Here is a 13,560-nt window from a genome sequence, read left to right as displayed (position 1 = left end):
GCAGACTGTGGCGGACGACCCGTCCGAGGTCCGGCGGTGTCAGGGAGGACACGACTCGACGATGGCGACGCGCCCCGCCGGCCGGCACGGCACCGGTCAGAAGTACCGCGTGGTCCGCGCCTACCTGGCCGAGCTCGTGGATCAGCTCGCCGTGGGCGACGCGATCCCGTCCGAGCGCGCCCTGGGGGAACGCTTCGACGTCTCGCGCATGACGGTCCGGCAGGCGATCGACGCCCTCGTCGCCGACGGGCTGCTGGAGCGGGCGCAGGGCCGCGGCACGTTCGTGGCGCCCCCGCCGGCCGACCTCGAGATGCGCCTGACGACCTTCGGCGAGGAGGTGCGGCGCCGCGGCATGACGCCCGGCTCGCAGGTGCTCGAGGCCGCGACACGGCCCTGCCCGGCCGCGGTGGCGGACGTCCTGGCGCTGCGGCCCGGCGACGACGCGCACCGGGTGCTGCGGGTCCGCACCGCCGACGGTGAGCCCTGGGCGGTCGAGGACGCCTGGATCCCGGCCGGTCTCGCGCCCGACCTGCTCGACGACGGGGTGCCGGAGAGCCTCGACGCCGAGCTGCGGCGCCGCGGCCACGTCCCGACCGGGGGCGACGAGACGATCACGGCCGCCGACGCCACGGACACCGAGTGCCGGCTGCTGAGCATGACGGGCACGCACGCCGTGATGCGGATCGAGCGGCGCACGTACGCCGCGCAGACGCCGCTCATCCACTCGCGGTTCTCCTACCGGGGCGACCGCTACAGCGTGTTCGTCCCGCTCGGCGAGGCCCGCTCGCCCGTCCCCGTGTGGTCCTGACCCGTGTGGTCCTGACCGGCCGCTCCGACCAGGCGCACACCCAGGGCACCGACGACGGCGCCGATCGGGTTCACGTACGTCAGCCCGGTCCCGTGGGGCCCTCCGGTCTCCGAGCCGGCGAACAGCAGCCCCAGGGCGGCGGCGTCGTGGCGGTACACGAGCGACCCGGAGTCCCCGCCCCGGGAGAACGGCCCGGTGCCGGTCGACTCCACCTCGATCTGGCCGTCGAACGCCAGGACGCCGAGCTCGGGCCCGTACCCGACCAGCACGTCGTCCATCTCCACGGCGCTGACCCGCCCGTGCGTGTGGCCGGTGGTCCGCCCGATCTTCTCGACCGCGTCGCCGGGCACCGCCTCCGCCGTCGTCGTCACGGGACCTACCGGGTAGGTCGGGTCCACCTCCGCGGAGTCCAGCAGGGCGACGGCGGCGTCGACCGCCGCACGCTCCCCCGCGGCCAGCGGCACCACGGCCGCGACGGCGCCGACGCGGTCGACGGGATCGCGCCCGCCGTCCGCGGGCCCGGGCTGGAGCACCCCGTCGCCGGGGACGCCGTCGAGCACGTGGCGGTTCGACAGCGCGTAGATGGCGCCCGGGCCGCCGGGCAGGTGCCCGCCGGCCGAGCACGCCGGGTCGGCCACCACGAACGCGCCGAGCGTGCCGGCGGTGACGTCGACGTGCGCGAGCGACACCCCGGGGCGCAGCGGACGCACGCGGCCCGTCTCCCCGACGGCGAGGGCGGTGGCGACCGGCGGCTGCGGGTCGAGGCCGGGGTCGCGGGTGGACCCCCGCCGTCCGGGGCCGAGCCGGCGGATGCGGCCGGTGCGGCGCACGTCGGGCGACGGCCCCGCCTCGGCGGCGATCCGGCGGACGACGGCGCGGGCCGCCGGCAGGCCGAGCCGGTAGCGCACGGCGATCTCGAACTCGCCGGACCGTCCGGCGGGGGCCACGCCGATCGCGAGCGTGGGGGCACGCACCGGGTCGGGGGCCGTCGTGGCCGCGGACTGCGGACCGACGGCGACCTCGTAGCGTTCCGCCAGGTCACGGGCGTAGCCGGTGAGCTGGGCCTTGATCTCGCGCGCCTGGGTCAGATCCATGCCGCGAGTCTCACCCACCCGTCGACGAGGGGTCCGGCGGGCGCGCCGGGTGCGGGAACGGAAAAGTCCGAGAAAGTGTCGTGAATCACGTCATGGATCCCGTCCTGGACCCTCTCTTGGGGGTGATGAGGAATCCGACGGTCACCGACGTGCGCGCCGCTGTCCGCTGGGCTCTGAGCCACGACCTCGCCGCGCTGAGGGACTACCGCGAGGTCGCTCTGCTCGAGCCGAGCGCCCGGTGGCAGGCCGACGCGACCCTGGTCGCCCGCTGGCAGCAGGCCACGGGCAACGCCGTGACGGTCGCCTGGACGCGTGACCCGGTGCCGCTGCCCCGGGTCACGCGCTGAGCCAGGCGTCCTGACGGCTACGCGGGCAGCAGCGCCGCCACCCGCGTACGCCGCGCGCGTGCCGCGGCGGCGATCCCGAGCACGAGCCCGACGCCGGTCCCCAGCACCAGGGCGGTCAGGGCCAGCCCCAGTCCGCCCACCGCGGGCAGCAGCACCGCGGCGAAGGCGTCCCGACCGGCACCGGTGGGCAGGAACTCCACCAGCGAGACCAGGGCGTCCGGCACGGTGGCCACGACGCCGGTGCCGATGAGCAGCACCGCCATCAGCAGGCTGATGCCGCGCCCGACGTGGCCGAGCCAGCCGAGGAAGCCGAGGTGCGCCGCGACGAAGCACACCGAGACCAGGACGCCGATGGCGATCGCGCCGACCCAGCCCAGGAGCGACGCCCCCTCGACCGCGGCGAGGATCCCGCCCACGAGAGCACCCGTGCCGGCGCCGATCGCGGCCGGGAGGGCGAGAGCCTCGAGGGTGAGCCGCACCGAGGACCGCGTCGAGCCGAGCGCGTGCGCTGCCACCGGCGGGTACACGGTCAGCAGCCCGAGGGCCCCGAGCCAGAGGGCCACGACGGCGAACAGCGGTCCCGTGGCACCGGTGGACAGGTCGTCGACCCCCGGTGCCGAGACCGGGTTCGCGACGACGCCCGAGAGGTTCTCCCGCTCGTCCTCGGAGTAGGTCGGGATCCCCGCGGCGGCCTCGTCCAGCCCGACGGCGAGCTCGTCGGCGCCGTCGGCGAGCTGGTCGACGCCGTCCGCGAGCTGCCCCGAGCCGTCGGCCACGCCGTCGGCACCGGTCACGAGCTGCTGCGCACCGGAGTCGAGCTGCCCCACACCGGAGGCGAACCCGCTGACGCCGGTCGCCAGCTCCTGCGCACCGGAGTCCAGCTGACCCACACCCGAGGCGAACCCGCTGACGCCGGTCGCCAGCTCCTGCGCACCGGAGTCCAGCTGCCCCACGCCCGAGGCGAACCCGGTCACCCCGGTCGCCAGCTCCTGGGCGCCCGCGTCGAGCTGCCCGACGCCGTCGGCCAGGTCGTCCACGCCGCCCGCGAGCTGCTGGGCCCCGGAGTCGAGCTGGTTCACCCCGGCGGCGAGCTCGGAGGCGCCGGCAGCCACGCCGTCGGCACCGTCGGCGACCTGTCGGTTGCCGTCGGCCAGGTCCCGCAGCCCGTCGCCGAGCTCGGCCGTCCCGTCGGCGATCCCGCGGGAACCGGTCGCGACACCCTCGGCCCCCGTGGCGAGCTGGTCGGTCCCCTCGGCGAGGTCGGTGAGCTGCCCGCGGGCACCGAGCAGCTGGTCGGCGAGCTCGTCGAACTCGCCCGTGACCCCGCTGTCCAGGCTGGCCAGGACGGTCCGGATCGTCTCGAGCTGCTGGCAGGCGTCGCTCTCCGGCGTCGTCGCGCAGCCCAGGGCCGCCTCGGCGTCGTCCAGGGCGGCGGCGATCTCGGCGGCGTTGGCCTCGTAGCCGGCGGAGATCTCGTCGAGCCCGGCCTGGATCTGGTCCTCGGTGGGCACCTGCTCGTCGATCTGGCCGGCCTGGTCGGCGAGCTGGCGCACCCCGGTGGCCACCTGGTCCGCGCCGTCGGCCACCTCGTAGCCGCCGGCGGCCAGGTCGTCGGCCCCGTCGGCGCTCTCCACGATGCCTCCGGTGATGCCGTCGACACCGTCGGCGACCTGCCCGGCACCGGCGGCCAGCTCCTCGGCACCCGTCGCCGCCGACCCGACGCCGGCCGCGTACTGGTCGGCGCCGGTCGCGAGCTCGTCCGCCCCGGAGGCGGCCTGGCCGACACCGGCGGCGTACTGCTGCGCGCCGTCGGCCAGCGCATAACCGCCGTCGGCCGCCTGACCGACACCGGAGGCGAACTGGTCCGCGCCGTCGGCCAGCGCATAACCGCCGTCGGCCGCCTGACCGACACCGGAGGCGAACTGGCTCGCGCCGTCGGCCAGCGCGTAGCCACCGTCCGCGGCCTCGCCCACACCGGAGGCGAACTGGCCGACACCGTCGGCGTACTGCCGGGCGCCGTCGGCCAGGTCGTCGGCCCCGGAGGCGGTCTCGTCGACACCGTCGGCGAGCTGGTTCGCCCCGTCGGCGGCCTCCCCGATCCCGTCGGAGAGGTCGTTGAAGCCGATCAGCACGTTGTCCACGTACGTCTCGGTCAGGGAGGACCCGAGCACCGTCGTGGCCGTGGTGGCGACGATGCGGGCCAGCGCGTCGTCGACCACGCGGCCGCCGGCGGGCGTGGACACGTCGATCGTCGCCTGGCGTGCCTCGGTCGGGTCCTCGGACCCGAACGACGTCGCGGCGGCCGAGAAGTCCTCGGGGATCGTCACCACGGCGGCGAAGGTGCCGTCGTCGAGCCCCTCGGCCGCCTGCTCGGTGTCGGTGATGGTCCAGTCGTAGTTCACGTCCGAGTCCTCGGCACCGCCGACCAGCCCGGCGGCGAGCTGGCGGCCGAGCGGGACGGTCTGGCCGTCCATCTCGACGGGTTCGTCGTCGTTGACGATCGCGGCGGGGACAGTGTCGAGGCGGTCGACCGGGTTCCACAGGGACGCCAGCAGGATGCCCAGCACGAGGACGGGGAGGAGGGCGACCGCTGCGACCGCCCACGGGTTCTGCCTGACGCGGTTCATGCCCGCACCTCCTGGGTGGTGGAGTTCTGGTCGTGCTCGGGGTGCCCGGCGTGCTCGTCGTCCGCGCCGTGCTCCTCGGCCGGCGGCGGTGGCGGAGTCTCCCCGCCGTGCAACGTGCCGGGGGAGCCCCAGCCGGAACCGACGTCGAGGACGGGCGTCCCGGTCGGCAGCAGGTCGGTCGCGGCGACCCCGGTGGACCCGACGAGCAGCGTCGTCCCGGTGCCGGCGGCGGCCGACAGCGCGTGGGCGAGCGCCTCGCGGTCGGCACGGTCGGCGACGACGTCGGTCCGGTCGACGACGACGACGCGCGCGCCCTCGCGCACGGCCTGCGTCACGGCACCGGCGGCCGGCGCGTCGGGGGCGGCGGCGTCGACGACGGCGACGCGGGACCGGACGGCCGGGGCCCGTTCGGGCAGGACGTACCCGGCGGTCTTGACCACGCCGTCGTCCGGGTGGATGCGGCCGGCGACGGCCAGCAGCAGGGCGTTGACGGCCGCGGTGGCGTCACCGTGCACGGCGAGCGCCCCGCCCGCGGGGACCCGGACGCTCACCGGGCCGACGAGCGGCGCGTCGCCGGGGCGGGCGTGCGGCCCGGCGACGGTGACCTCGTGCGCGGCGACGGCGTCCTCGCGGCCGTCGGGCCGCGGCCCGGGCCAGTCGGCGAGGCGCAGCTCGCGGGCGATGCCCTCGCCCTCGACGTCGAACGTCGGCAGGGCGCGGTCGAGCCAGCGCGGGATCCACCAGGCCCGGTCGCCCAGGAGGGCGAGCACGGCGGGGACCAGGACCATCCGCACCACGAACGCGTCGACGGCGACGCCGACCGCCAGACCGAGCGCGATCGGTTTGAGGGACATGTCGCCTTCGGGGACGAACGCCACGAAGACGCTGAACATGATGACGGCGGCCGCGGTGACCACCTTGGCGGCCCCCTGGAAGCCGGTGTGCACGGCACGGCGGGCGCGACGTCCGTTGTGGACGAAGTCCTCGCGGATCCGGGACACGAGGAACACCTCGTAGTCCATCGCCAGGCCGAAGAGCACGCCCATGAGGATGATCGGCATGAAGCTGATGACGGGACCGAGCTTGGTCACGTGCAGCGCGTCGGCGAACAGCCCGTTCTCGAACACGAGGGTGACCGCGCCGAACGCCGCGCCGACGCTCAGCAGGTACCCGACGGTCGCCTTGACCGGTACCCAGATGGACCGGAACACCATCATGAGCAGCAGCAGCGACAGGCCGACGACGACGATGCCGAACGGCAGCAGCGCCTGGCCGAGCTTGTCGGACACGTCGATGCCGACGGCGGTGAACCCGGTGACGGACAGGTCGACGCCGTACTCGTCGATCCAGTAGTCGTGCATCGAGCGGATCTCGTTGACGAGCGCCTTGGTCGCCTCGGAGTCCGGCGCCCCCTCGGGGACCACCTGGATGATGCCGGTGTCCGCGCTCTGGTTGGGCGTGGCCATCGGGACGTCGGCGACGCCGGGCAGCGCCTCGATCTCGGTGGCGAGGTCGTCCATGAGGCCGAGAGGGTCGGTCGACTCGATGATCGTGCCCGTGACGATCAGCGGTCCGTTGAACCCGTCGCCGAAGTTCTCCCCGACCAGCTCGTACGTCTGCCGGGCCTCGTTGCCCTCGGGCAGGTAGCCGGCGTCGGGCAGCGCCAGGCGCAGGTTGGTGGCCGGGAACGCGAGGGCCCCGAGCGCGACGACGACGAGCACGATGGTGACGATCGGCTTCTTCGTCACGGCCGCGACCCAGCCGGCGAAGAAGCGGTTCTCGTGGCCGGTCGCGTCGGCGGCCGGGGCGACCGTCTTCCCGCGACGGGCCTTCCGGCGCGGCTTCGGGCGGAGCCGGTCGCCCGCCATGGCGAGCAGCGCCGGCAGCAGGGTGAGGGAGACCAGGACGGCGAACCCGACGGCGACGGCCGCGGCGACACCCATGACCGACAGGAACGGGATGCCGGCGACGCTGAGGCCGACCAGCGCGATCATCACGGTCAGCCCCGCGAAGACGACGGCGGACCCGGCCGTGGCGGTCGAGCGCGCGACGGACTCGTGCACGTCGACGCCGTCGCGCAGCAGCTCCTGGTGGCGGGAGACGATGAACAGCGCGTAGTCGATGCCGACGGCGAGACCGAGCATCAGCCCGAGCATCGGGGTGGTGGAGTTGATCGGGCCGAGCACCGTCGTGGCCAGGAGCAGCAGCATCGACACGCCCACGCCGACCAGGGCGTTGACCAGCGGCAGCCCGGCGGCGACGAAGGAGCCGAGGGTGAGCACGAGCACCACCAGCGCGATCACCAGGCCGACGGCCTCGACGATGCTCAGCGCCGGCAGCTCGGTGGAGAACAGCTCCCCGCCCAGGGAGGCCTGCGCGCCGGCCGGGAGCACGGCGGACAGCTCGTCGGTGGTCTCGTGCAGGGCGTCCTTGGTGGCGTCGCTGATCGAGAACGCGTCGCCGTCGAGCTGCACCTGCAGGATCGTGGCCTGCTCGTCGTCGCTGACCGAGGCGGAGAGCTGGTCGTCGTACGGCGTGGTGACGACCCGGACCTCGTCGAGCTCGCCGATCTCCTCGGCGGCGTCCTCGACCGGCCCGCGCACGTCGTCGGACTCGACGGTCTCGCCGTCCGGCGCCACGACGATGATCTGCGCCGAGGACCCGCTGACCTCGGGGAACGTGGCCGAGAGCTGGTCCAGCGCCTCCTGCGCCTCCGTGCCCGGGATGGTGATCGAGTTGTCGAAGCCCTGGTAGAGCAGGCCGCCGGCCGCCCCCGTGAGGACGAGGATCCCGAGCCAGGCGACGACGACGAGCCGACGCGCGCCGGCGGCCCAGCGGCCGAGCGAGTACAGGACGGAGGACACGCGGGACTCCCGAGGGCAGGAACGACAGGACGATCGATACGCCACTGTATCCGATACGCAAATGTATCGGATACACCGGTGCACTGACTACAGTGGGCACCGCACCACGTTCCAGGGAGGGCCCACGTGACGACCGAGCACGCCACCAGCGTGCGCTCCGCGCGCCGCGAGCGCACGCGTGAGCGCCTGCTCGACGCGGCCTTCGCGCTCTTCTCCGAGCACGGCGTGGCCGCCACCCCGATCGAGGCGATCTGCGAGGCCGCCGGGTTCACCCGCGGCGCGTTCTACTCGAACTTCGGCTCGCGCGAGGAGCTGTTCCACGCCCTCGTGGAACGCAAGGCCCGCGACCACCTGCGGTCGCTCGAGCAGCTCGGCCCCCAGCTCGCCGCCGCCCGCGCCGCGACCCCCGAAGGGTTCCGCGACGCCGTCCGGCAGGTCCTCGTCGCGTTCGAGCTCGACGAGGAGGAGCACCGGCTGTGGTGCCTGATGAACGCCGAGTTCGAGCTGATGGCCATGCGCGACCCCGAGGTCGCGCAGCAGTACGTCGGCGCCCAGAACCGCCTGCGCGGCGAGGTCGCCGCCGTGATCGACGGGCTGCTGGAGCAGTTCGACCTGCGGTTCATCGTGGACACGCCCACCGCCGTCGACCTGCTCATGTGCGTCGAGGACGCCGGCTCGCGGGCCGCGGTGCTCGGCGCCCCGGCCGACCAGCAGGCCATCGCCCGCCTGGAGCGGCTGGTCGACCTCCTCGTGACGCCCCGGTAGGGGCCCGGTCGGGCGCCCGGCCACGCGCCACGAGGAGGTCGCGTCCTCAGCCGAGGGTCGTCGGCAGGACCGTGTCGCCCTCACCGGCCGGCACGTCGAGCACGTGCTCGGCCAGGAAGGCCAGCACGCCCTGGTACCAGACCTTCGCGTGCTGCGGGGTCAGGATCCAGTGGTTCTCGTCCGGGAAGTACAGGAAGCGGTGCACGGTCGAGCCGTCGTCGGCCGCGGGCAGCCCCGAGTCGGCGAGCAGCTCTCGCCACAGCCGCAGACCCTCGCCGATCGGCACCCGGTAGTCCTTGTCGCCGTGGATCACCAGCACCGGCGTGGTGATGTCCCCGACGAACCGGTGCGGGCTGTGCGCGTCGCGCATCTCGGGGGTCATCTCCCGCGCCCAGTAGTAGGCGTGGTCCGTCGTCGGGCCGAACCCGTCCAGCGCCCACAGCGAGGCGTGCGTGACGACGGCGCGGAACCGGTCGGTGTGCCCGGCCACCCAGTTCGCCATGTACCCGCCGAACGAGCCGCCCATCGCGGCCGTCCGGGACGCGTCGACGTCGTCGCGGGCCTCGGCGGCGTCCTGGACCGCCATGAGGTCGGTGAACGGGGCGTCGCCCCACGCACCCCACCCGCGGGCGACGAACTCCTGACCGTACCCCGTGGACAGGGCCGGGTCCGGCAGCAGCACCGCGTACCCGCGCGCCACCATCAGCCACGGGTTCCAGCGCCACGACCAGGCGTTCCACGAGCCGAGCGGGCCGCCGTGGATCCACAGCAGCAGCGGCGCCGGGTCCGACGACGACGCCCCGGCGGGCAGCGCCAGCCAGGCCCGGACGCGGGTCCCGTCGGCCGCCGTCGTGACCACCTCGGTCAGCGAGCCCGGGAGCTCCGGGGCGGGCACCGGGGACGGCAGCGCGACGGCGTCGACCGGCTCGCGCTCCCCCGGCTCCCCGGAGGCGACGAACGCCGCCAGGTCGACCCGCACCGGCTCCGACGGCGCGGCGTAGGAGGTGCGCAGCGCGTACAGCGCCGACCCGTCCGGCGCGACGCGGACGTCGGTGAGCACGGCGTCGTCCGCGGTCACCCGCTCGACGGTCACCGGCCCCTCGCCGGGCGCACCGTCGAACGTGAGCAGGAAGACCGGGCCGCGCCCGTCGTCGTCCGCGGTCACGACCAGCCCGCCCCCGTCCGGCAGCCAGGTCAGCGACGACGGCCAGCGGTCCCAGTCGTCGGCGAGCACCTCGGGCTCGCCGCTGCCGTCCAGCGCCACGAGGGCGGCCCGGACCACCGGCGGGTCGGTGGGCGTCGTGATCGTCGAGGTCACGTAGGCGACCCACCGGCCGTCCGGGGAGACGGTCGGCGCGCCGATCTCGGCGTCGGGGTCGTCGACGAGGGTGCGCCGCTCGCCGGTGGCGGTGTCGATCGCGACGAGGATCGTGCGGCGCGCGGCGCCCGGGTCGGCGACCGCCCAGCTCGCGACCAGCGTGCCGCCGTCCGGGCTCAGGGCCGCGTCGTGCTCCTCGAGCTGGCGGCCGGCCCCCGTGAGCTGACGCGGCTCGGCCCGCTCCCCCTCGGCCACGTCGCCGAGGGCGAACGCGTACCGGCGCGGCGCGTCCGGGCCCAGGTCGTGGTCCCAGTGGCGCACCGGGTAGCCGGTGTGCCAGATCGCGTTCACCTTCGTGTCACGCCGCGCCGTGCGGAGCTCGGCGTCGGCCTCGAGGTCGTCGGCCGAGGGCAGCACGGCCGTCGACAGCGAGACGACGTCGGCGTCGCGGGCGGCGAGGACCCCGCCGACGCCGCCCGGCGCCGTCGCCACCACGCGCGCCTCGCCGCCGTCCGCGGGCAGCGCCCACAGGGCCGCCTTCTTCTCGTCGTCGGACCCCGTGCTCTCGGGGTCGGGGCGGGCGGAGGTGAAGAGCAGGTCGCCGCCGGCGGTGAAGACGGCGGCGGACTCGCCGGCCGCGCTGCGGGTCAGGCGTCGCGCCGGCCGGGCGCCGGTCGGGTCGATCTCCCACAGCGCCGAGACGGAGCCGGTGCGCTCCGGGTCGAGGGTCTGCACGGTCGTGACGAGCCGCCGTCCGTCCGCGCTGAGGGCGAGGCCCCCGAGGCGGCCGAGGGCCAGGTAGTCGTCGAGGTCGTCGAAGGGGGTGCGCGGGGTCTCCGCGGAGGTGTCCTGAGTCACCCTCCCGGGTCTACCACACGCCCCGGACGGCCGACCCCGCACGGCGCCGTCGGAAGGGCTCCCGCGCGGCGCTCGCGACGCTCCGGGAACGCCGGGCCGAACCGCAGGTGAACAGTGGTCGAACACCTCGTCGGGGGGCACGACGCGCCTTGAACGGCGCCCGCGCGCTCAGGCAGATTCTGGACGTGAGTCACGACAGCGCCCCGCCTCCCCTGCCCGCCAAGGTCGACCTGGTCGTCGTCGGCGCGGGCATCGTGGGGCTGGCGCACGCCGTCGAGGCCCACGCCCGGGGCCACTCGGTGCTCGTCCTGGACGGCGCCGCCCGGCCCGACGGGTCGACCGCCCGGCGCAGCGGGCACGTGGCCGTCACCACCCAGGACTCGACCGCGCTCGCCTGCGCGCTGGCCTCCCGGGAGCGCTGGCTGAAGCTCGGCCGCGACGCCGGCTTCGGGGTGCGCGAGAGCGGCGCGGTCGTCGTCGCCCAGCACGCCGACGAGCTCGCCGTGCTCGACGACCTCGTCGCCGCGCGCGCCGGCGACGCCGAGCTGCTCGACCACCGCAGCGTGGCCGACCGGACCCCGGTCGCGCACGCCGTCGGGGGCGTGTGGCTCCCCCTCGACCTGCGGCTGGACCCCTACGCCGCGCTGCTGGCGATCTGCGACTGGCTCTCCTCGCGCCCCCAGGTGGACGTCGCCTGGCGTACCGCCGCCCAGACCTTCGACGCCGGCAGCGGCTGCACCCTGGTGCGCACCTCGCGGGGCGAGGTCGTGGCCAAGCGGGTCGTGGTCGCCGCCGGGCAGGCGGTCGGCTCCCTCTTCTGGTCCGCGGGGGCCGACCTGACCCCCGTGCGCCGCCAGCTCCTGCGCGTCGCGCCGCCCACGCCCGACGACGTCGCCGCGCAGGCCCGGCTCGCCTCCGGGCCCGTCGTGCTCGGCGGCACGACCGTGCTGCGCGACGCCGCCTACCTGCACTCGCGGGCGCTCGGCGAGGTGCGCGACCGGTGGCGCCGGCACCGGCCGGACCTGCTCGCCGCGGAGATCCACCTGTCGCTGCACTCCCAGGCCGACGGCTCCGTCGTCGTCGGCGACGGGCGGGCCCCCGCCGACGTGCCGGGCCGCTCCGAGGCGGTGGACGGGCTGCTGCTCGACGCGACCGCCGAGCTGCTCGGCACCGGTCCGCTCACGGTGCTCGGCCGCTGGACGGCGACCGAGCCGGTGCGCGCCCGCACCGCGCCGGTGGCCGACCCGTTCGTCGTCACCGAGCCGCTGCCCGGCGTGCGGACCGTCAACGTCACCGACGGGCTGGCCACGACGACGGCGCTGGGGCTGGCCCCGCGGGTGCTCGACGAGCTCTTCTGACCCGCGGCACGACCGCGAGGAGACCGGTCGCCCAGGGGGCTCGTCGGCCGCAGGATCACGCACCGGTCACGGTTCGGGTGAAGTTCGGACGGCGTGTTGACAACGGTTTCTGCCAGGCGTTCTCTGAAAAGTGGGGAGGACGGGCGCACCGACGCGCCTGGTCGCGGCCCCGGGCTCGCGATCCCCTCGCACCGCACCGAAGGCGATGAGGAGCATGCGTAGCGGACGACTCGTGTCAGCGACGGCGGGTGCCGCCGTCCTCGCCCTGGGCCTGGCGGCCTGCGGCGGATCCGGAGACACCGGCGACACCTCCGACGGGAGCACCGGCGGCGAGGACATGGCCGGTGGGGACGTCGAGGTGTTCACCTGGTGGGCCGCCGGCTCGGAGAAGGCCGGGCTCGACGCCCTGGTGGGGGTGTTCGAGGAGCAGCACCCCGACTTCACCTTCGTCAACGGCGCCGTGGCGGGCGGCGCGGGCTCCGCGGCGAAGGACCTGCTGCAGTCGCGGCTGCAGGCGGGCGACCCGCCGGACACGTTCCAGGCGCACGCCGGAGCGGAGCTGCAGGACTACATCGACGCCGCGCAGATCGAGGACGTCTCGGCCCTGTACGACGAGTTCGGCCTGACCGACGCGTTCCCGCCCGACCTCGTCGACCGGCTGACCACCGAGGACGGGGCGATCTACTCCGTCCCGTCGAACATCCACCGCGCGAACGTGGTGTGGGCCAACCCCACCGTGCTCGAGGACGCGGGACTGGACCCCGCCGCCGAGTACGCCGACCTCGACGCCTGGTACGAGGCGCTCGACGCCGTGCAGGAGTCCGGCGCGACCGCGCTGTCGATCGCGACGACGTGGACGCAGGTCCACCTGCTGGAGACGGTGCTGCTGTCCACGCTCGGTCCCGAGGCCTACACCGGGCTGTGGGACGGGTCGACCGACTGGGAGGGCCCCGAGGTGACGGCGGCGCTCGAGCACTTCGAGAGGCTGATGGGCTACACCAACGGCGACCGGGACGGCCTCGACTGGCCCGACGCGACCCAGCAGGTCATCGACGGCGACGCCGGCTTCAACGTGATGGGCGACTGGGCGGAGGCGGCGTTCCAGGAAGCGGGCTCCATGGCGCCCGACGACTACGTCTACTTCCCGGTCCCGGGGACCGACGGGGAGTTCGACTTCCTGGCGGACTCGTTCACCATGCCGGTCGGGGCCCCGAACCCCGACGGGACGCGCGCCTGGCTCGACACCGCCGGGTCGACCGAGGGCCAGGAGGCGTTCAACAAGGCCAAGGGGTCCATCCCGGCCCGCACGGACGCCGACACCTCGGACTTCTCCGAGTACCAGCAGACCGCCGTCGAGGCGTTCGCCAGCGACACCATCGTGTCCTCGCTCGCGCACGGTGCCGCGACACCGGTCGCCACGCTCAACGCGATCTCGGACGCCACGAGCAAATTCACCACCGGCGCCTCGGACCTGGCCACGTTCCAGTCCGAGCTGGCCGCGGCGACCATGTGACGCCGTCC

At 75.0% G+C, this 13,560-nt stretch carries 9 protein-coding genes; 5 read left to right on the top strand and 4 right to left on the bottom strand.

The window, feature by feature from the left end:
* The first annotated feature begins 61 nt into the window (after window positions 1-61).
* Window positions 62-808 (top strand): GntR family transcriptional regulator, encoded by a 747-nt coding sequence (locus PO879_RS01575; protein ID WP_278236198.1) that lies wholly within the window; start codon window positions 62-64, stop codon window positions 806-808.
* Here PO879_RS01575 and PO879_RS01570 read toward each other — a convergent pair.
* Window positions 751-1,902 carry a hypothetical protein gene (locus PO879_RS01570; protein ID WP_278236197.1) on the bottom strand — a complete coding sequence of 384 codons (1,152 nt, stop codon included), beginning with the start codon at window positions 1,900-1,902 and terminating at the stop codon, window positions 751-753. The two genes, PO879_RS01575 and PO879_RS01570, sit on opposite strands and share 58 nt — an antisense overlap.
* 125 nt (window positions 1,903-2,027) lie before the next feature.
* Here PO879_RS01570 and PO879_RS01565 point away from each other — a divergent pair, with 125 nt between their 5' ends.
* Window positions 2,028-2,249: a hypothetical protein gene (locus PO879_RS01565; RefSeq protein ID WP_278236196.1), complete on the top strand. Its 222-nt coding sequence runs from the start codon at window positions 2,028-2,030 to the stop codon at window positions 2,247-2,249.
* Window positions 2,250-2,266: 17 nt separating this feature from the next.
* Here PO879_RS01565 and PO879_RS01560 read toward each other — a convergent pair whose 3' ends face one another.
* Complete coding sequence (locus tag PO879_RS01560; protein WP_278236195.1) at window positions 2,267-4,876, bottom strand: YhgE/Pip domain-containing protein; 2,610 nt, start codon at window positions 4,874-4,876, stop codon at window positions 2,267-2,269.
* Window positions 4,873-7,740: an efflux RND transporter permease subunit gene (locus PO879_RS01555; RefSeq protein ID WP_278236194.1), complete on the bottom strand. Its 2,868-nt coding sequence runs from the start codon at window positions 7,738-7,740 to the stop codon at window positions 4,873-4,875. Before PO879_RS01555 ends, PO879_RS01560 begins: the two co-directional genes overlap by 4 nt.
* Window positions 7,741-7,866: 126 nt before the next feature.
* Here PO879_RS01555 and PO879_RS01550 point away from each other — a divergent pair, with 126 nt between their 5' ends.
* Window positions 7,867-8,505 (top strand): TetR/AcrR family transcriptional regulator, encoded by a 639-nt coding sequence (locus tag PO879_RS01550; RefSeq protein ID WP_278236193.1) that lies wholly within the window; start codon window positions 7,867-7,869, stop codon window positions 8,503-8,505.
* A gap of 46 nt (window positions 8,506-8,551) precedes the next feature.
* Here the strand turns inward: PO879_RS01550 and PO879_RS01545 are convergent, their stop codons facing one another.
* On the bottom strand, window positions 8,552-10,681 hold the full coding sequence (locus PO879_RS01545) for an alpha/beta fold hydrolase (protein ID WP_278236192.1): 2,130 nt from the start codon (window positions 10,679-10,681) through the stop codon (window positions 8,552-8,554).
* Between the two features lie 185 nt (window positions 10,682-10,866).
* On the opposite strand from PO879_RS01545, the gene PO879_RS01540 reads away from it, so the two are divergent.
* Both PO879_RS01540 and PO879_RS01535 read left to right on the top strand, forming a co-directional pair.
* Window positions 10,867-12,039 (top strand): FAD-dependent oxidoreductase, encoded by a 1,173-nt coding sequence (locus tag PO879_RS01540; protein ID WP_278236191.1) that lies wholly within the window; start codon window positions 10,867-10,869, stop codon window positions 12,037-12,039.
* 205 nt (window positions 12,040-12,244) lie between these two features.
* A complete protein-coding gene (locus PO879_RS01535) occupies window positions 12,245-13,552 on the top strand; it encodes an ABC transporter substrate-binding protein (RefSeq protein ID WP_278236190.1) in 1,308 nt (435 codons plus the stop codon).
* Window positions 13,553-13,560 lie beyond the last annotated feature (8 nt).

Origin of the sequence: Isoptericola sp. AK164 (assembly GCF_029643425.1) — a bacterium.
Lineage (GTDB): Bacteria > Actinomycetota > Actinomycetes > Actinomycetales > Cellulomonadaceae > Isoptericola > Isoptericola haloaureus.
The sequence above is the reverse complement of the archived record's forward strand: the minus strand, read 5'-3'. Positions and strand labels throughout refer to the sequence as shown.